Source organism: Streptomyces sp. NPDC088194 (assembly GCF_040702025.1).
Lineage (GTDB): Bacteria > Actinomycetota > Actinomycetes > Streptomycetales > Streptomycetaceae > Actinacidiphila.
Genome location: NZ_JBFBIV010000042.1, coordinates 15,863 through 33,714, shown reverse-complemented (window position 1 = coordinate 33,714; position 17,852 = coordinate 15,863). Strand labels below are relative to the sequence as shown.

13 protein-coding genes are annotated in these 17,852 nt (G+C 72.2%); 4 read left to right on the top strand and 9 right to left on the bottom strand.

The window, feature by feature from the left end; genetic code table 11:
* Positions 1 to 156: 156 nt before the first annotated feature.
* Complete coding sequence (locus AB0399_RS23035; RefSeq protein ID WP_328467655.1) at positions 157 to 2,676, top strand: ATP-dependent Clp protease ATP-binding subunit; 2,520 nt, start codon at positions 157 to 159, stop codon at positions 2,674 to 2,676.
* Between the two features lie 110 nt (positions 2,677 to 2,786).
* Here the strand turns inward: AB0399_RS23035 and AB0399_RS23030 are convergent, their stop codons facing one another.
* Both AB0399_RS23030 and AB0399_RS23025 read right to left on the bottom strand, forming a co-directional pair.
* Entirely contained in the window at positions 2,787 to 6,158 is a 3,372-nt protein-coding gene (locus AB0399_RS23030; protein ID WP_366412607.1) for an NACHT domain-containing protein, read from the bottom strand.
* A gap of 7 nt (positions 6,159 to 6,165) precedes the next feature.
* The gene (locus AB0399_RS23025; RefSeq protein WP_366412606.1) at positions 6,166 to 6,528 is read right to left on the bottom strand and encodes a trypco2 family protein; all 363 of its coding nucleotides are present in this window, start codon (positions 6,526 to 6,528) and stop codon (positions 6,166 to 6,168) included.
* Positions 6,529 to 6,871: 343 nt separating this feature from the next.
* Here AB0399_RS23025 and AB0399_RS23020 point away from each other — a divergent pair, with 343 nt between their 5' ends.
* Positions 6,872 to 7,612, top strand: a complete 741-nt coding sequence (locus tag AB0399_RS23020) for a M23 family metallopeptidase (RefSeq protein WP_366412605.1) — start codon at positions 6,872 to 6,874, stop codon at positions 7,610 to 7,612.
* A gap of 152 nt (positions 7,613 to 7,764) precedes the next feature.
* Here the strand turns inward: AB0399_RS23020 and AB0399_RS23015 are convergent, their stop codons facing one another.
* On the bottom strand, positions 7,765 to 8,349 hold the full coding sequence (locus AB0399_RS23015) for a helix-turn-helix domain-containing protein (RefSeq protein WP_329366110.1): 585 nt from the start codon (positions 8,347 to 8,349) through the stop codon (positions 7,765 to 7,767).
* A gap of 210 nt (positions 8,350 to 8,559) precedes the next feature.
* Here AB0399_RS23015 and AB0399_RS23010 point away from each other — a divergent pair, with 210 nt between their 5' ends.
* A complete protein-coding gene (locus AB0399_RS23010) occupies positions 8,560 to 10,152 on the top strand; it encodes an MDR family MFS transporter (RefSeq protein ID WP_329366109.1) in 1,593 nt (530 codons plus the stop codon).
* A 168-nt stretch (positions 10,153 to 10,320) separates the two neighbouring features.
* On the opposite strand, the gene AB0399_RS23005 is transcribed toward AB0399_RS23010, so the two are convergent.
* From AB0399_RS23005 to AB0399_RS22985, 5 genes are all read right to left on the bottom strand, one after another.
* Entirely contained in the window at positions 10,321 to 11,571 is a 1,251-nt protein-coding gene (locus tag AB0399_RS23005; RefSeq protein ID WP_329374054.1) for a HAMP domain-containing sensor histidine kinase, read from the bottom strand.
* A gap of 433 nt (positions 11,572 to 12,004) precedes the next feature.
* The gene (gene cseB / locus AB0399_RS23000; RefSeq protein ID WP_366412604.1) at positions 12,005 to 12,688 is read right to left on the bottom strand and encodes a two-component system response regulator CseB; all 684 of its coding nucleotides are present in this window, start codon (positions 12,686 to 12,688) and stop codon (positions 12,005 to 12,007) included.
* 4 nt (positions 12,689 to 12,692) lie between these two features.
* Positions 12,693 to 13,496, bottom strand: coding sequence for a hypothetical protein (locus AB0399_RS22995; RefSeq protein ID WP_366412603.1), 804 nt, complete (start codon positions 13,494 to 13,496; stop codon positions 12,693 to 12,695).
* Complete coding sequence (locus tag AB0399_RS22990; protein WP_328467668.1) at positions 13,484 to 14,014, bottom strand: SigE family RNA polymerase sigma factor; 531 nt, start codon at positions 14,012 to 14,014, stop codon at positions 13,484 to 13,486. Before AB0399_RS22990 ends, AB0399_RS22995 begins: the two co-directional genes overlap by 13 nt.
* A gap of 528 nt (positions 14,015 to 14,542) precedes the next feature.
* Positions 14,543 to 15,508, bottom strand: coding sequence for an A/G-specific adenine glycosylase (locus AB0399_RS22985; RefSeq protein WP_366412623.1), 966 nt, complete (start codon positions 15,506 to 15,508; stop codon positions 14,543 to 14,545).
* Positions 15,509 to 15,902: 394 nt separating this feature from the next.
* On the opposite strand from AB0399_RS22985, the gene AB0399_RS22980 reads away from it, so the two are divergent.
* Positions 15,903 to 16,694, top strand: coding sequence for a hypothetical protein (locus tag AB0399_RS22980; RefSeq protein ID WP_366412602.1), 792 nt, complete (start codon positions 15,903 to 15,905; stop codon positions 16,692 to 16,694).
* Between the two features lie 79 nt (positions 16,695 to 16,773).
* Here the strand turns inward: AB0399_RS22980 and disA are convergent, their stop codons facing one another.
* Complete coding sequence (gene disA, locus AB0399_RS22975) at positions 16,774 to 17,832, bottom strand: DNA integrity scanning diadenylate cyclase DisA (RefSeq protein WP_328474368.1); 1,059 nt, start codon at positions 17,830 to 17,832, stop codon at positions 16,774 to 16,776.
* Between the last annotated feature and the right edge of the window lie 20 nt (positions 17,833 to 17,852).

Genomic DNA, 17,852 nt, shown 5'->3' with positions numbered 1-17,852 from the left:
CATCGAGGTTGTGGGAGTGACGTCAGCCGGTTGCGCGGCTTTCCTCGCGAGAGCGGGGGTGATTCGTGAGCGGCGCCGCTGTGCGGGACTAGCATGCGGAAGGACAGGGAGGGGACCGACCCCTCACTGCCCGACCGCTCTGAGGAGCGATTAACGATGTTCGAGAGGTTCACCGACCGCGCGCGGCGGGTTGTCGTCCTGGCTCAGGAAGAAGCCCGGATGCTCAACCACAACTACATCGGCACCGAGCACATCCTCCTGGGCCTGATCCATGAGGGTGAGGGTGTCGCCGCTAAGGCCCTGGAGAGCCTCGGGATTTCTCTTGAGGCGGTCCGCCAGCAGGTGGAGGAGATCATCGGGCAGGGGCAGCAGGCCCCGTCCGGCCACATCCCCTTCACTCCCCGTGCCAAGAAGGTGCTGGAGCTGTCGCTCCGCGAAGCCCTTCAGCTCGGCCACAACTACATCGGCACCGAGCACATCCTGCTCGGCCTGATTCGCGAGGGCGAGGGCGTCGCCGCCCAGGTCCTGGTGAAGCTGGGCGCCGATCTGAACCGAGTCAGGCAGCAGGTCATCCAGCTGCTGTCCGGTTACTCCGGCGGGAAGGAGTCGGCCACGGCCGGCGGGCCGGCCGAGGGCACTCCCTCGACCTCGCTCGTCCTGGACCAGTTCGGCCGCAACCTCACCCAGGCCGCTCGTGAGTCCAAGCTCGACCCGGTGATCGGGCGCGAGAAGGAGATCGAGCGGGTCATGCAGGTGCTGTCCCGCCGGACGAAGAACAACCCGGTGCTCATCGGCGAGCCCGGCGTCGGCAAGACCGCCGTCGTGGAGGGTCTGGCCCAGGCGATCGTCAAGGGCGAGGTGCCCGAGACGCTGAAGGACAAGCAGCTCTACACGCTTGACCTCGGCGCCCTGGTGGCCGGCTCGCGGTACCGCGGTGACTTCGAGGAGCGCCTGAAGAAGGTGCTCAAGGAGATCCGCACCCGCGGCGACATCATCCTGTTCATCGACGAGCTGCACACCCTGGTGGGCGCCGGCGCGGCCGAGGGCGCGATCGACGCGGCCTCGATCCTGAAGCCGATGCTGGCCCGCGGTGAGCTGCAGACCATCGGTGCCACCACGCTCGACGAGTACCGCAAGTACCTGGAGAAGGACGCCGCGCTCGAGCGCCGCTTCCAGCCGATCCAGGTCGCGGAGCCGTCGCTGCCGCACACCATCGAGATCCTCAAGGGCCTGCGGGACCGGTACGAAGCACACCACCGCGTCTCCATCACCGACGAGGCCCTGGTGCAGGCGGCCACGCTCGCCGACCGCTACATCTCGGACCGGTTCCTGCCGGACAAGGCGATCGACCTGATCGACGAGGCGGGCTCGCGGATGCGCATCCGCCGGATGACCGCGCCGCCGGACCTGCGCGAGTTCGACGAGAAGATCGCCGAGGTGCGCCGGGAGAAGGAGTCCGCGATCGACTCGCAGGACTTCGAGAAGGCCGCCTCCCTGCGGGACAACGAGAAGCAGCTCCTCGCCGCGAAGTCCAAGCGCGAGAAGGAGTGGAAGGCCGGCGACATGGACGTCGTCGCCGAGGTCGACGGCGAGCTGATCGCCGAGGTCCTGGCGACCGCCACCGGCATCCCGGTCTTCAAGCTGACCGAGGAGGAGTCCACCCGGCTGCTGCACATGGAGGACGAGCTCCACAAGCGCATCATCGGGCAGGTCGACGCGGTCAAGGCGCTCTCCAAGGCGATCCGCCGCACCCGTGCCGGCCTGAAGGACCCCAAGCGTCCCGGCGGCTCGTTCATCTTCGCCGGCCCGTCCGGCGTCGGTAAGACCGAGCTGTCCAAGGCGCTCGCGGAGTTCCTCTTCGGCGACGAGGACGCGCTGATCTCGCTCGACATGTCCGAGTTCAGCGAGAAGCACACCGTCTCGCGGCTCTTCGGCTCCCCGCCCGGATACGTGGGATACGAAGAGGGCGGCCAGCTCACCGAGAAGGTCCGCCGCAAGCCGTTCTCGGTCGTGCTCTTCGACGAGGTCGAGAAGGCCCACCCCGACATCTTCAACAGCCTGTTGCAGATCCTGGAGGACGGTCGGCTGACCGACTCCCAGGGCCGGGTGGTGGACTTCAAGAACACCGTCATCATCATGACCACGAACCTCGGCACCCGGGACATCTCCAAGGGCTTCAACCTGGGCTTCGCCGCCCAGGGCGACACCAAGTCCGGGTACGAGCGGATGAAGAACAAGGTCAGCGACGAGCTGAAGCAGCACTTCCGCCCCGAGTTCCTCAACCGTGTGGATGACGTCATCGTCTTCCCGCAGCTCAGCCAGGAGGACATCCTCCAGATCGTCGACCTGATGATCGGTGCGGTGGACGAGCGGCTGCGCGACCGCGACATGGGCATCGAGCTGAGCATGGAGGCGAAGGAACTCCTCTCCAAGCACGGCTACGACCCGGTGATGGGCGCCCGGCCGCTGCGCCGGACGATCCAGCGCGAGATCGAGGACACGCTCTCCGAGAAGATCCTCTTCGGCGAGCTGCGCCCCGGCCACATCGTGGTCGTGGACGTCGAGGGCGAAGGCGAGAGTGCGACCTTCACCTTCCGCGGCGAGGAGAAGGTCACCGTGGCCGACGCCCCGCCCGTGGAGACGGCCGGCGGCGCGCCGAACCTCTCCAAGGAGTGACGCCGCGCTCGGCGTGAGCCGAGCGAGCGTGTGCGCCTACCAGGGCCCGGCCCCGGCACCCCGCGAGGGGAGCCGGGGCCGGGCCTTTTGGGTTCGGCGCGGGTGCCTGGTCAGAGCGTGACGGTGACGTGCGCGGGGAGGGCGTCGGCGTTCAGGATCGCTGCCGGGTCGATGCCGTGCAGGGTGATCCGGCCGAGCCGGGGCAGCGCCGCGAAGGGCGCCAGGTCGATGGGCGGCCGGCTCGCACTGCCGTAACGCTCCAGGGGGCGGATCGACAGTTCCTCCACGCCCGGGAAGTGCCGTAGCACGTCGACCGGCAGTCCGTCCCGCACCGCCGTCACGGACAGCACGCGGATGTTCGGCAGCGGTGGGAAGTCCTCTTCGAGCAACGCGGTGATGCCGTTGCTGAGGGACAGGGAGGTCAGCTCGGGCAGCGATGCGAGCCGGTCCCAGTCGGCGCGGGCGAACCGGTCCGGCAGCGGCGAGTGGCAGCCGAAATGCACGAGCCCGGTCAGCCGCTCGATGCCTTCGAGCCCTCGGGTCCCGTATCCCGTGTACAGGTGGGTGAGGGGCAGCCCGTCGGGGAGCGCGACCGTGCCCGGCCAGGTGGGGTCGTCGCTGCTGATCGCGAGGGACGTGAGCCGCGGGAGACCGGCGAGCAGGCTGAGGTCGAGGTCGTTCGGCAGTCCGTTCAGACGGAGTTCGGTCAGGGGCAGGTCTGCCAACGCTGACAAATCGGTGAGGTCGCCGCACTCGATACCCAGATCATCCAGCTTCGGCAGGTCGGACAGCCGTGCCAGCATCTCGTCGGTGACGGGGTCCGCCCACTGGAGGGCGATCAGCCCACGGGCGCTGAGGAGGTCGTCGAATCCGCCGCCAAGTGTTGCGAAGGCGTACAGGATTTCGATTCCGCCGAGCGTGAGCACTGCCCGCAGATCGTCGATGGAGCCGACGAGATATTGCGTGTCGGCTCGCGGCAGCCGGTCCATGACTTTTGCCGCGTAGTGCAGTCGGTCGACACCGAGGGGGAACTGGGCCAACCGCTCGCGCACGCTGTCCACGGGGTGATCCGTGAAGCGTGCCAGTACGGGGACCGCCGCGTCGCCGCCGATCAGCCACGCGGTCTCCGCCACGGCCTCCGCCTGATCGTCGTCCAGCCCCTCCGGTCCCGGCAGGAGCTCCAGCACCATGGGGCCGACCTCGGCCAGCTTCTTCGCCTCGCCGAAAGAGCGTGGCGGGATCAGCGCGGCCCCCCGCTTCTCGACCTCCGACCGGACCGCCGGGTCCAGCTCCGTGGCGTGTTCGAGACAGGCGAGCGCGAGGAGGTGGAGGCGGCTGCGGTGGGTCTTCGTGCGGTCGCCGCGGGTGAGGAGCTTCTTGAGCAGGCGGGCGCGCTCGTCGGGGCGGGCGTGGGCGACGGCCATCCGGATCACGTCGGCCCACTGGTCGTGGTGGGCGTTGCGGACCATGAGGTCGAAGTCGCGCTCCTCGATCGCGGCCTTCGCGGCGAGGTAGTCCTGGAAGGTGCGGTGGACGAAGTCCACGGTGGTGCCGGCGACCGGCTCGCGGATCAGGCCGCTGCGGTCGAGCAGGTGGCGGTAGACGTCGGGGGCGGAGCCGAGCGCGGCCTCGACCGCGGGCATCGCGGGCAGCGAGGCGGCCACCAGCTCGACCGCGTCGGCCCGGTCCATCTCCGCCTGGCCGTTCTTCACCAGCCAGTACGCCAGCCGTTGCAGCAGCTGGATCTGCGGGGCCTCGGTGAGCTGGGGTTCGAGGTCGCGCTCGCGGTCGCGGCGGTTGAGCAGCATCGACAGGGCGGCGTCGTACAGCTCCTTGCGGCCGGTGGGGAGGTAGCCGTTCCGGTCGCGGTGCAGGGCGCAGATGAGGCTGCACATGAGGGGGTTGGTGGCGAGCCGGGCGAGGTCCTGCTTGGTGTGCAGGGCGTCGTGCAGGGAGCGCTCGTACGCGTCGAGGCGGGCCAGCTCCTCGGGGTCGCCGGGCACCGTGGCGCGGGCCGCGTCGTGCCAGCGGGCGGTGAACGCGCGGATGTCGGCGCGGCTCATCGGGGCGAGGGTCAGCTCGGTGAAGCCCATGTCGGCGAGCCAGGAGTCCTCGACGGCGGAGGGGCGGGAGGTGACCAGCCAGCGGTTGCCCGGGTAGGTGTCGAGCAGCAGGCGCAGCCACTCGCCGACCCGGGTCCGGGTGCGCTCGTCGACCTCGTCCAGGCCGTCGACCAGCACCAGCGCGCGCCGGTCGGTGAGCACCTGCTCGGTCCAGCCCGGGGGAGCGGTGAGCGGGGTGCCCACCGAGGTCAGGAATTCCGCGGGCATCGGCAGCCGCTCCTGGCGGGCGATGGTCCGCAGCGGGAGGACGTACGGCACCAGGCCGTGCAGGTGGCGCAGGTGCTCGCCGAGGTCCTGGCGGGCGGTGCCGACCGCGAGCCACTGCACCAGCGTGCTCTTGCCGGAGCCGGCCACCCCGCGCAGCAGCACCCGGTCCTGCCCGGCAAGTGCCCGCTCGGCGGGGAGCGGCCCGGTACGGACGGCGGCGCCGCCGGTGGCGCCGCCCGCGATGTCGGTCGCGGACCGGCCGGGCGCCCAGCCGTCGGCGCCGGTGCCGCGGTCGGCGGTGACCTCCAGGCCGTAGTACGCGCTGTCCAGCGGCCAGGTGACGCGGGATCGGGCGGTGAAGTCGATGCCGAAGATCCGCAGGGTGCCGTGGTGCCGGGCGAGGTGGTCGGCGTAGCGGGTCTCGAAGTCCGGGGGGCGGCGGGGCGGGCTGACCAGGCGCGGGACGCGGTATCCGTGGGCGGTCAGGGCGTCGACGAAGGTCTCGTCGCCGAGCAGGCGGGCGAGCGGGGTGAAGGCGATCCGGCTCTGCTGCCAGCCGTTCTGCTGGGCGACGACCACGCCGAGCAGGGCGCCGCCGGTGAGGACCGCGGCACCGGACAGGCCCGCCCACGGCGAGGTGCCGTCGGCGGCGGTCGTGGGTGGGGCGCCGTCCACGACGAGTACGCCGTACTCGCTGAAGAGGTTCGAGCCGGGCTTGTAGGTGCCGATGACCTGCTCGGTGTCCAGCCGGCCCCCGTCGAAGCGCTGCACGTGCGGGAAGCCGATCGCCTCGCAGCCGGCGACCGGGTCGAGGGACGCGGTGTCGGCCCAGCACTCGGCGGGGACGGCGTGGCCGGGGGGAGCGTCGGGGAAGGCGTCGTCGTCGGCGAGCCGCTGCTCGCCGGCGACCAGCGCCACGTCGATGCCGCGCCCCGGGTCGTACCAGGTGCCCACGCGCCGGCCCTCGGCGCGGATCGGGCCGCCGGGCGTGGTGAGCCGTACGGGGGCGTCGCCGGCGACGACGTGGGCGGCGGTCAGCACCAGGGTCGGGGTCAGCAGGTAGCCGCTGCCCTGGACGTGGCCGGACTGGAGGACGGCGAGGCGGCGGGGCGCGACGTGTGGTGCGACGCGGGGTGCCGGGTGGGCGGGCACGGGGCGGTCAGCCCTCGTACTGCACGCTCGACGGGTTCGCGTCGTCCGGGGCCTTGATCTCGAGGAAGCCGCCGGTGGCGGACTTCGGGTGCAGGGTCAGGGAGACGGTGTGGGTGGCGCCGGAGGTGCGGGCGGCCTCCGCGCCGGCCTCGACGATCCACGCCTTGACGCCGCCGCGGCCGGTCCTGGTCCGCTGCAGCTCCACCGTGAACTCCATGTGGATCTCGCCGACCTCGAACCGTACGTTCGCGCCGGCGCCGCGCACCGCGCCCTCCATCAGCCCGGCCCGTACCGCCTCGACGGCGTCGGCCAGCTCCATGCCGGTCAGCGCGGGCCCGGCCGCGTCCTGGGTCTGGTCCTGTGCGGTCATGGTTCTTCCGCCCCCCCTCTCGGCCCGGACCCGCCGGTCCGGGAACGCTCGGAATCCTCCGCCGGAGCCGCGCCCGATGCTCCACGGAAAGCCGTTCCCACCGTAGTGCCGGTGAGGTGTCCCACGTGACGCGGACCACTTACTAACGGAAATAGTGCGTGGGGCGGGGGCGTGTACCTACAAGGAACCTGCATCGGGCAATTCGGACATCAAGCATCTTTTCGGCTACGAATGTCCGTAGTAAGGGGGGTCCTTGCCAGTGCCCGGAATGTCGGGTTACCAAGGATTCGCGACGGACCGCTGCCGGATTCGCCGCTCCCCCATCCAGTGAGGTCATTTCTTCATGCGCAAGAACTCAACGACGCAGAACCGCTCCCCGAAGACCGTCACCCGCGGCCGGGTCGCCGTAGTGGGCGGCGGCCTGGTGGTGGCGCTCGCGCTGGGCTCTACGGCGGCGTTCGCCGCCACGTCGCACTCCTCCTCCCAGGACGCCGCGGCCTCCCAGAGCGCCTCGGGCTTCATGTCGGCCGAAACGGTCGCCAGCATCTCCGACGCCGTGCACGCCCAGGCGGTCAGCCAGAAGACCGCCGCGGACCAGACCGCGGCCAAGGCGAAGGCCGACGCCAAGGCGAAGGCGGACGCGAAGGTGAAGGCCGCCGCGAAGGCCAAGAAGCTCCAGGCGTCGTGGGTCACCCCGACCACCGGCTACAAGCTGGGCGCGGGCTACGCGCAGGCGGGTCCGCACTGGATTCACACCCACTCCGGCCAGGACTTCGTCGTCAACAGCGGCACCACCGTCCGCGCCGCGCACGAGGGCACCGTGGTGACGGCCGGCTGGGGCGGCGCCTACGGCAACAACATCGTGATCAAGCACGGGTCGCACCTGTACACGCAGTACGGCCACCTGTCGAAGATAGGCGTGCACGTGGGCGAGCACGTGAACACCGCGGAGAAGATCGGCCTGTCCGGCTCCACCGGCAACTCGACCGGCCCGCACCTGCACTTCGAGGTCCGGACCACTCCGTACTACGGCTCCTCGGTCGAGCCGCTGCACTTCCTGCGCGCGCACGGCGTCAACCCGTAAGGCGGGCGCGACCCTCGAAATGGGGACTCGGGCATCGGTGATGCCCGGGTCCCCTTCGCGTGTTCCGCCGCCGTGCCCGCCCTGGTGCGGTGGTGCCGGAGTCCGTAGCCCCGCGCTCCGCGGCCCCACGCCCGTATGCCCGGCGTCCGGCCTCAGCCGGTGACGAGGTCGGCGTCCGCCTGGGCGACCAGGTCGAGGGCGACCGCGAGGACGGCCGCGCGCTTCTCCTCGGCGCCGCCCGCGATGTTCTGCATGGCGAACATCCCCGCGTGCATCGCGAAGAGCGCGGTCAGCGAGCGCACCTGCGCGGTCATCGGCGAGTCCGGCTCCTTGAGCAGCTCGCTGAGCGCGGTGATCCGGCTCTTGAAGGACTCGCCGATGGCCAGGTCGCGAACGGTGGCCTGGTTCTCCTGGAAGAACCGGAAGAGGTCGGTGGCGCCCCACAGCGCGTCGCCGTAGCGGCGCAGCAGCTCCTGCTTGGTGTCCAGCGTGCGCGGCTGGCCCTGGGCCCAGGCGATCAGCTCGTCGATCGGGGCCGTGAGGTCCTCCGAGACGCTGATCAGGATGTCTTCCTTGGTCTTGAAGTGGTAGTACAGCGCGGCCTTGGTGACATCCAGTCGCTCGGCGATCTCTCGCAGCGACGTCTTCTCGTACCCCTGCTCGGCGAAGAGCTTCAGGGCGACGTCCTGGATGCGGCGGCGCGTATCGCTGCGCCGAGCGTGGTGCGGTGTAGCCATGGCGGTCGCTCTCCTGCTGCACTACGCGTGACCTCGGACGGTCACGGCGTGACGGGCCCACTCACGGTACGGCCCCACCACGACCTTACGCACTTACTTGACGCCCGGCTAGTTAGGGTCCTACCTTGCTGCTGGACGAGATAACTAGCCGGGCGGCAAGTAAGTTCAGTGAACGACTCCGCCCTCCTCCCGGAGGAAGGGACGCCGGTCATGACCCAGACCGACACGCCTCGCAGTGACACACCGCCCGCTGCCGCCGAACCGCGCCAGCGCAGCGTGCGGGTGGTGATGGGGGGTCTGCTGATCGCCATGCTGCTCGCGATGCTCGACAACATGATCGTGGGCACCGCGATGCCCACCATCGTCGGCGAGCTGGGTGGCCTCAACCACCTGTCGTGGGTGGTCACCGCCTACACCCTGGCCACCGCCGCCTCCACCCCGATCTGGGGCAAGCTCGGCGACATGTACGGCCGCAAGGGGATCTTCCTCACCTCGATCGTGCTGTTCCTGGTCGGCTCGGCGCTGTCCGGGATGTCCCAGTCGATGGACCAGCTCATCGCCTTCCGGGCGATCCAGGGGCTGGGCGCCGGCGGCCTGATGGTCGGCGTGATGGCGATCATGGGCGACCTGATCCCGCCCCGCGAGCGCGGCAAGTACCAGGGCATGATGGCCGGCGTGATGGCCGTGGCGATGATCGGCGGCCCGCTGGTCGGCGGCTCCATCACCGACAACTGGGGCTGGCGCTGGAGCTTCTACATCAACCTGCCGATCGGCGCGGTCGCGCTGACCGTGATCACCATCGTGCTGCACCTGCCGAAGAAGAAGCCCGGCGGCGCGGTCCGGATCGACTACCTCGGCGCCGGCCTGCTCACCGTCGCGATCACCTCGCTGGTGCTGCTCACCACCTGGGGCGGCACGCAGTACGCCTGGGGCTCCGCGCAGATCCTCGGCCTGCTGGTGCTCGGCCTGGTCGCGCTGGCCGGCTTCCTCTTCGTCGAGACCCGTGCCGCCGAGCCGGTGCTGCCGCTGCGCATCTTCCGCAGCCGCAACTTCTCGCTGATCTCGGTGGTCGGCTTCCTCGTCGGCTTCACGATGTTCGGCGCGATGACCTTCCTGCCGCTCTACCAGCAGACCGTGCAGGGCGCCTCCGCCACCAACTCCGGCCTGCTCCTGCTGCCGATGCTGCTCGCGATGATGCTGGTGTCCATGGTCGCCGGGCGGCTCACCTCCAGCACCGGCCGGTACAAGGTCTTCCCGATCGTCGGCGGCGTGCTGATCACCGTCGGGCTCTACCTGCTGTCGACGATGGGCGTCGACACCTCCCGCACCACCTCCGGCATCTACATGGCCGTGCTCGGCGCCGGTATGGGCTGCATCATGCAGATCACCCTGCTGGTGGCGCAGAACAGCGTGGAGATGCGGGACATGGGTGTCGGCTCCTCCTCGGCGACGCTCTTCCGCACCATCGGGGGCTCCTTCGGCGTCTCGCTGTTCGGCGCGCTCTTCTCGCACCGGGTGCAGGACGTCATGACCGCGCGCCTGGGCGACAAGGGCTCGGCCGCGCTCGGCGGCGGCGCCCAGCTCGACCCCAAGGCGGTCGCGCGCCTGTCGTCCACGGTGAAGGACGGGTACTTCCACGCGGTGTCCTCCGGCACCCACCAGGTCTTCCTGTGGGGCGCGATGGTCAGCGTGCTCGGCTTCATCGCCGCGCTGTTCGTCATCGAGACGCCGCTGCGCGGGTCCGGCCCCAAGGCCGCGGACCCGGCGGACGGCGGGGCGCCGGTGCCGGTCGACGCGATCTGAGAGCGCGGGCCCGGGAGTACGGCGCCGGGCGTACGGGGCCGGGATACAGGCCCGGGCCTGGGAGTACGGCGCCGGGCCGGGGTGGATGGGGCCGGGGGCCGGCCCCGGCCCCGCTGGGCTGACGTGCCCGGCTGAGCCTCCTGGCCGCGCCGAGCCGACCGGCCCGGATCAGGCGCGGGGGAGCAGGAGCTGGGCGATGGCGCCGCCGCCCTCCGAGGCGGGGGCGTTGCGGAAGGTGAGGCGGGCGCCGAGCACCCGGGTCTGGCCGACCGCGATGGTCAGCCCCAGGCCGTGGCCGCCGCCGGCGCGGTCGGTGCGGCCGGTACGGAAGCGGCTCGGCCCCTCGCGCAGCAGGTCGGCCGGGAACCCGGGGCCGTGGTCGCGGACCCGGACGAACGCACCGTCGACCAGGACCTCGATCCGGGGCGCGCCGTGCCGCAGCGCGTTGGCCAGGAGGTTGCCGAGCACCCGCTCCAGGCGGCGCGGGTCGGTCTGCACGACGGCGTCCTCGGCGACCACCACCTCGGCGTCGGGCGCGAGCACGGGCACGCGGCGGCGAACGAACTCGCCGAGCGCGATCTCCTGGAGTTCGGGGTGCTCGGCGGCGCCGTCCAGCCGGGCCACTTCGAGGACGTCCTCCACGAGGGTGCGCAGCGCGTGCACCCGGTCCCGGACGAGCTCCGACGGGCGGCCGGGCGGGAGCAGTTCCGCGGCGGTGAGCAGGCCGGTGACGGGGGTGCGCAGCTCGTGCGCGATGTCGGCGGTGACCCGGCGCTCGGCCTCCAGCCGCAGCTGGAGCGCGTCGGCCATGCCGTCGACCGCGCGGGCCAGTTCGTCGGTCTCGTCGCGGACCCGGCGGCCCCCGATCGCCTCGCGCACCCGCACCTGGGTGTCGCCGTCGGCGACCTTGCGGGCCGCGGTGGCGGCCTTGCGCAGCCGGCGCGACATCCGGCCACCGATCAGCACGCCGATCGCGGTGCCGCCGACCACCACCGTGATGGAGCCGACGATGAGCGCCTGGTCGAGGTCGACCAGTACGGAGTAGCGGTCGCTGAAGGCGCTCTTGAGCGACAGCACGTGGTGGCCGCCGGCCGGGGTCTCGGCCCATACGGTCGGGGCGCCGTGGCGGCCGGCGGCGACGTAGGTGGCGCGCTGGCCCTTGGCGGCGTAGCTCTTGAGCGCCGGGGGCAGGTCGGGGTCGTCGAGCCGGGCGTAGAAGACCAGCCGTCCGGTGGCCTCGTAGATCCGCAGCGCGGACTGGACGCGTTCGTCCTGGACGTCCCGGGTGGAGTTGATCATGCTGACCCGGGCGGCGTTGTGCACGACCAGGCTGAGGGTGAGGACGACCAGGGCGGAGACCGCGGCGATGGCCGCGCTGATCTTCCAGCGCAGGCCGCGGCGCAGGAGCAGGCGGCGCAGCAGCGGGTGGCGCCGCAGGACGCGGCGGGCCCTGCGGGTCAGGCGGGCGCAGAGCCGGCCGAGGCGGCCGAGCCGGGCGGACAGGGACGGGCGGGTGCCGCGGGGGGCCGGGCGGTCCGAGGGGCGCCGGCGGCGACGGGACGAGGGGCCCGGGTCGTCCGGGTCGGTGAGGTCGGAAGGGTCGGACCGGTCATCGCCGGGGGCGCCGGGGAACGCGTGGAACGGCTCGCCGTCGAGGAGTTCGCGATCGAGCGGGCCCGGTACGTCCGGTGAACTCGGTGAACCCGGTGCGGGCGGCGCGGCCGGCGGATCGGGCGGCGCGGGGAAGCGCTCGCGGGCCGGGCGCGGTATCGCGGCCGGCGCCGGAACGGTGGCGGCCGGATCGCGGGCGGGCCCGGGAACCGGCGAACGCGGCGGCTCGTACGCGGCCACCTCAGGCCCTCAGCTTGTAGCCGAAGCCGCGTACGGTCTCCAGCCGGTCCTGGCCGATCTTCGTCCGCAGCCGCTGCACGTGGACGTCGACCACGCGGGTGTCGCCGCCCCAGGCGTAGTCCCAGACCCGGGCCAGCAGGCGGTCGCGGGACAGCACGGTGCCGGGGGCGCCGGCGAACTCCAGCAGCAGCCGCATCTCGGTGGGGGTCAGCGCCAGCCGGCGGCCGGCCCGGGTGACCTCCATGCCCTCCGGGTCGATCTCGATGTCCCCGAAGGACAGCACGGCGCCCTCGTCGACCTCCTCGCTGGGGGAGGCGGCGCGGAAACGGCGCAGCACCGCGCGGATGCGGGCGACCAGCACCGCGCCGTCGAACGGCTTGGTGACGTAGTCGTCGGCGCCGGCCTCCAGGCCGAGCACCACGTCGATCGCGTCGGCCCGCGCCGAGACCATGATCACCGGGACCATGGACTCGTCGCGGATGCGGCGGCACAGGCTCACCCCGTCGATGCCCGGCACCATCACGTCGAGCAGGGCGAGGTCGGGCTGCCGTGCCCGGAACGACTCCAGCCCGGCGACGCCGTCGGGGGCCGCGGTGACCTGGAAGCCGTCGCGTTCCAGGGCGAGCGTGGTCGCCTCGCGGATGACGTCGTCGTCCTCGACGAACAACACGTGGGTGGCGGCCATGTCCCTATCGTCCCCCACTCGCGCTGCCGACCCGCGCGGCGCCGGCCGAGGACCTGGGTTCCGCGGTGGCGGAGGGCGTCCGGGAGGGCGACGTGGTCGGGTCGGTGTCCAACGGCAGTCCCGGGTCCAGCGGTTCGGAGCTGGGCAGCGGCGCGGGCTCGGTGGAGGTCGGCTCGGGCTTCGCGGAGGGCGTCTTCGCGCCGAAGTCGAAGTAGGAGCGGGAGACCTGGAGGAAGTGGGTGCCGTGCCAGGCGTAGGTGACCGTTTCCTCACCGGTCGGGTACGCCACCGCGTCGTCGGTCCGGTAGACCTCGTGGACGACCTGGAGCCGGCCGTTGATCACGCTGCCGTAGACGGGGGAGCGCTCGTCGGCGAACACGCAGCGGTACTTCGTGCCGGTCATCCGGTACACGTAGGCGGCGATGCCGAGGCCGTCGCCGCAGGTGGTGACGTTGACCACCAGGTCCGGGCCGTCGCCCGAGGTGAGGTCGCCGGAGTCGGTGTCCAGCGGGTAGGTGGCGTCGGACGCGTCGGACGGGCTGGTGCCGTCGGAGTCGTCGTCGGCGTCGCCGGCCGTGCACGGCTCCAGGTCCTCCCGCACGTCGGCGCTCACGCTGGAGTCGCGCCGCACCATCCCGGCCAGCGCGGCGGGGTCGGCGGCGAGCGCGGGCGCGCCGGTGTCCGGCGTCTTCATCGTCGCGGTGGGCGCCGGGCCCTCCTGCCGCGCACCGGTCACCGTCGTACCGCAGCCCGCGGCCGTGACGCAGGCGAAGGCACCCACGGCGGCGGTCAGCGCTATGCGGCGCACTGGCTCTCCCTCCGCGTGTACCCGTACCTGCCGTGCTCCAGCTCGTGCCGCAGCCGGGCCAGCGCCCGGTGCAGCGTGCTCTTCACGGTACCCGCCGACATCCCCAACGCACGGGCCGTCTCCTCGGTGCTGAGCTGGCCGTAGTGCCGCATGATCACCACCTGCCGCTGCTGCGGCGCCAGCACCCGCATCACGTCGCGCAGCATCTCCCGGTCGGCGCGCTGCTCGGCACCGTCGTCGACGCTCGACTCGGGCAGGTCGCCGGTCGGCACCTCCTCCAGCCGCCGGCTGCGCCACCACTCGGTCCTGGTGTTGATCATCACCCGGCGCATGTACGCGTCCGCGAGCCGCTTGTCGGCGATGCCGTCCCAGCGCGGGTAGGTACGCACCAGCGCGGTCTGCACCAGGTCCTGGGCGTCCACCGGGTCCGGCACCAGTCGCCGGGCACTGCGCAACAGGGCGTCCTGCCGGGTCCGTACGTACTCCTCGAACTCCAGAACCCCGCTGTTCGCCGCCATCTGTGCCGCCTCCACCCCGCCGATAACGCTCTACCGTTCACGGGCCGACGAGAACGCCTCCCACGGCCGCTATCGACGCTACGAACCGGATGTTGGGCTTTGGCGACCAGCACCGCACGACGACCGCACAGCAACCCATCGGTTGTGTAACAGCGCCTGGGGGAGGCGGCGGAGAGGGGCGCGGCACCGATATGCGGGCGGGCGTCCCGGCGGTCGAGCGGCGGGGGAGCGGACGGCGGTGGAGCGGACCGCGGTGGAGCGGGACGCCGGCGGCGGAAAGAACGGTCGCCGCCGGGGCCGGACGGTGGCGTGAGCGTGCGGGTGGTGACACCAGGGTGCGGGCTGTGGCAGAGCGGCCCCTTGCGCCGCCCGGGCGGAGGTACCCCCGCCCGGGCGGTCGCGGGGGAGCGGCGGGATCTGCCGTGACACCCTCCGGGGGTTCGCATCCCTCCGGCCCGCACCGGCACCCGCACCCGCACCTGCACCTGCACCCGCACCCGCACTGCGCACGGGAGCCGGCCGGCTCGGTCAGACCGGCAGGCGGAAGTGGTCGTCGGGCAGTTGCTCCACGAGACCGTCCGCGATCAGGCCGTCGAGCGCGCGGGCACGCTGTACGGGCTCGCTCCAGGCGGTGTCCAGCAGGGCGCGCGGCACCGGGTTGCGGCTCGCCCGCAGGATCGCCAGCAGCCGGCCGCGCACCTGCCGGTCGGTGCCCGCGTACGTCTGGCCGCGCCGCGGCGGGCCCTCGTGCGCGGGGGAGCCGGCCAACCGCCAGGCGCAGCGGGCCGCCAGGGGACAGCTGCCGCACCGCGGGGAGCGCGCCGCGCACACCAGCGCGCCCAACTCCATGGTGGCCGCGGCCCATCGCGCCGCGGTGCTGTCGTCCTCGGGCAGCAGGGCGGCCGCGATCTTGCGCTCCGCAGCCGTCGTGGCGTTCGGCGGGTACTCCACACCGGTGACGACCCGTGCGAAGACCCGTCGCACGTTCGTGTCGAGAACGATGTGCCGCCGGCCGTACGCGAACGATGCCACGGCTGCCGCGGTGTACTCCCCGATGCCCGGCAGGGCCAGCAACTCGCTGTGCTCGCGGGGTACTTCGCCGTCGTGCTGATGTGCTATGGCCGTCGCGGCGGCGTGCAGCCGCAGGGCGCGCCGGGGGTAGCCGAGCCGGCCCCAGGCCCGGACCGCCTCGCCCGGCGACTCCGCGGCGAGGTCGGCCGGGCGCGGCCAGCGCTCCAGCCACTCCGCGTGCACCGGCAGCACCCGGTTCACCGGGGTCTGCTGCAGCATGAACTCGCTCACCATCACCGACCAGGCGCCCGCGTCGGGCCGCCGCCAGGGCAGGTCCCGCGCGTGTTCGTCGAACCAGTCGATCACGGTGCCGTGCAGGGCCCCGGCGGCGGGCAGCACGACGGGAACGGGCGCCGGGGAGTCGGATGAGGGAGTGGGCGCGGGTTCGGGTTCGGGTGCGGGCGTGGAGGAAGGGGTGGTCACCGGCGCGGGGCGGGCGGAGCCGCCGGGGGCGCCGGCCGCGGCGTCGTCCGTCGAGAGGGGCGACGCCGGAAGCTGGGTGGAGGAGAGGTCGTTGCTCATCGCGGGTCGATCCTCGCACATGCCAGGGACAATGGACACGGACAGCTACCGATGATCACGTCAGAGTGACGACGGGGTCGGGGGTGCCGCGGATGGCGCCGGGCGGCGGCGAGTTGGGGTGCCGAGAGGGGCAACTTCGGGGCGATGTAAACGTGATGATCGGCAAAGAGCGGACGTATGGCGGCGGGTGGTGCGACACCACGGTACTGATCTCCCCTAGAGTGCGTCTGTGGGCTCTGTGCGCAATCCCGTCGGACCTCTGCCATCGTCTATCTACTGGCGGCGGCGGGCTGTTTTGCTGTGCCTGCTCGCGCTGGCGGCGGCGATCGCGGTATGGGTGGTCAACTTCCGTGGTGGCGGCGGAGGCCACGGGGCGAGCGCCCCCGCCGACTCGCACACCCCGGCGGCCACGATCACCCCGGGTCCGACGCCGTCCGGCCCGCACAACGGCGGGGAGCCCGGCGGCCGCGACACCGCGCCGAGCGACTCGTCCGGCGGCTCGTCCGGCGGCGGCGACAACGGCGGTACCAACGGCGGTGCGGGCGACGGCTCTTCGAGCGGCGCGGGTGACGGCGGCGCGGGTGACGGCGGCTCCGCGGCAGGCGCGGGCACGGCCGGCTCCGGCAGCGGCGGCACCGGCGGCACGGTGCCGGCGCCCGGCCAGGAAGTGCCGGCCGGTTCCTCGCTGCCGACCTGCGCACCGGGCACCGTCACGCTCTCGCTCAGCAGCGTGCGCAACTCCTACCAGCCCGGCCAGAACCCGGAGTTCCGGCTGGTGGCGACGAACTCCGGCGCGGCCGGCTGCAAGATCGACGTCGGGCCGAAGAGTGCGGTGTTCACGGTCACCGGCGCGCCGGGCGCCAGCCACGTCTGGGCGTCGGACGACTGCCCGACCACCGGCTCCCACCTGCTCCAGGTCCCCGCGCACTCCTCGATGTCCTACACGCTGAGCTGGAACGGCAAGACCAGCTCGCCGCAGTGCGCGAAGCCGAAGGGTGCGCAGGCCAAGCCCGGCACCTACCTGGTGCAGTTGCAGAAGCCCGGGTACGGCAGCAAGCAGGCGTCCTTCCAGCTCACGGACGACTGAACCGGCCGGACGCCGACTGAACCGGCCGGACGCCGACTGAACCGGCCGGACGCCGGCCGGACCGGCTGAACGGCCGGACTTACACGTACCGTTCGAGGATCGAGGACTCGGCCAGCCGGGACAGGCCCTCGCGGACCGACCGGGCGCGGGCCTCGCCGACGCCCTCGACGGTCTGGAGGTCGTCCACGCTGGCGGCGAGCAGCTTCTGCAGGCCGCCGAAGTGCTCGACCAGCCGCTCGATGATGGTGTTCGGCAGCCGCGGCACCTTGGCCAGCAGCCGGTAACCGCGCGGCGAGACCGCGGAGTCCAACGACTCCGGCGATCCGGTGTAGCCCAACGCGCGTGCCACCGTGGTGAGTTCGATCAACTCGTTCTGCGGCAGCGCGTCCAGTTCGGCCATCGCCTCCACGACGGTACGGCTGCGCTTGGCGGTCGGCTCGGGGACGTAGTCGCGCGCGACGAGCTCGCGTTCGGGCTCCACGCCGGCGATCAACTCGTCGAGCTGGAGCGCGAGCAGGCGCCCGTCGGAGCCCAACTCCACGACGTACTCGGCGATTTCGGTGGCGATTCGGCGGACCATCTCCAACCGCTGGGCGACGGCGGTGACATCGCGCACCGTCACCAGGTCCTCGATCTCCAGCGCGGACAGGGTGCCGGCCACTTCGTCGAGCCGGAGCTTGTACCGCTCCAGGGTGGCCAGGGCCTGGTTGGCGCGGGACAGGATCGCCGCGGAGTCCTCCAGGACGCGGCGCTGCCCGTCGACGTACAGCGCGATCAGCCGCATCGACTGGCTGACCGACACCACCGGGAAGTTGACCTGGCGGCTGACCCGGTCCGCGGTGCGGTGCCGGGTGCCGGTCTCCTCGGTGGGGATGGTCGGGTCCGGCACGAGTTGCACGCCGGCCCGCAGGATCTTGGTGATGTCCTTGTCGAGGATCAGGGCGCCGTCGAGCTTGCACAGCTCGCGCAGCCGGGTCGCGGTGAACTCCACGTCCAGGACGAAGCCGCCGGTGCAGAGCGATTCGACGGTCTTGTCCATGCCGAGGACGATCAGGCCGCCGGTGTTGCCGCGGACGATCCGTTCCAGGCCGTCCCGCAGGCCGGTGCCCGGGGCGACCGCGCTCAGTGAGGCGCGCATCAGGCCGCCGTCGCTGCCCA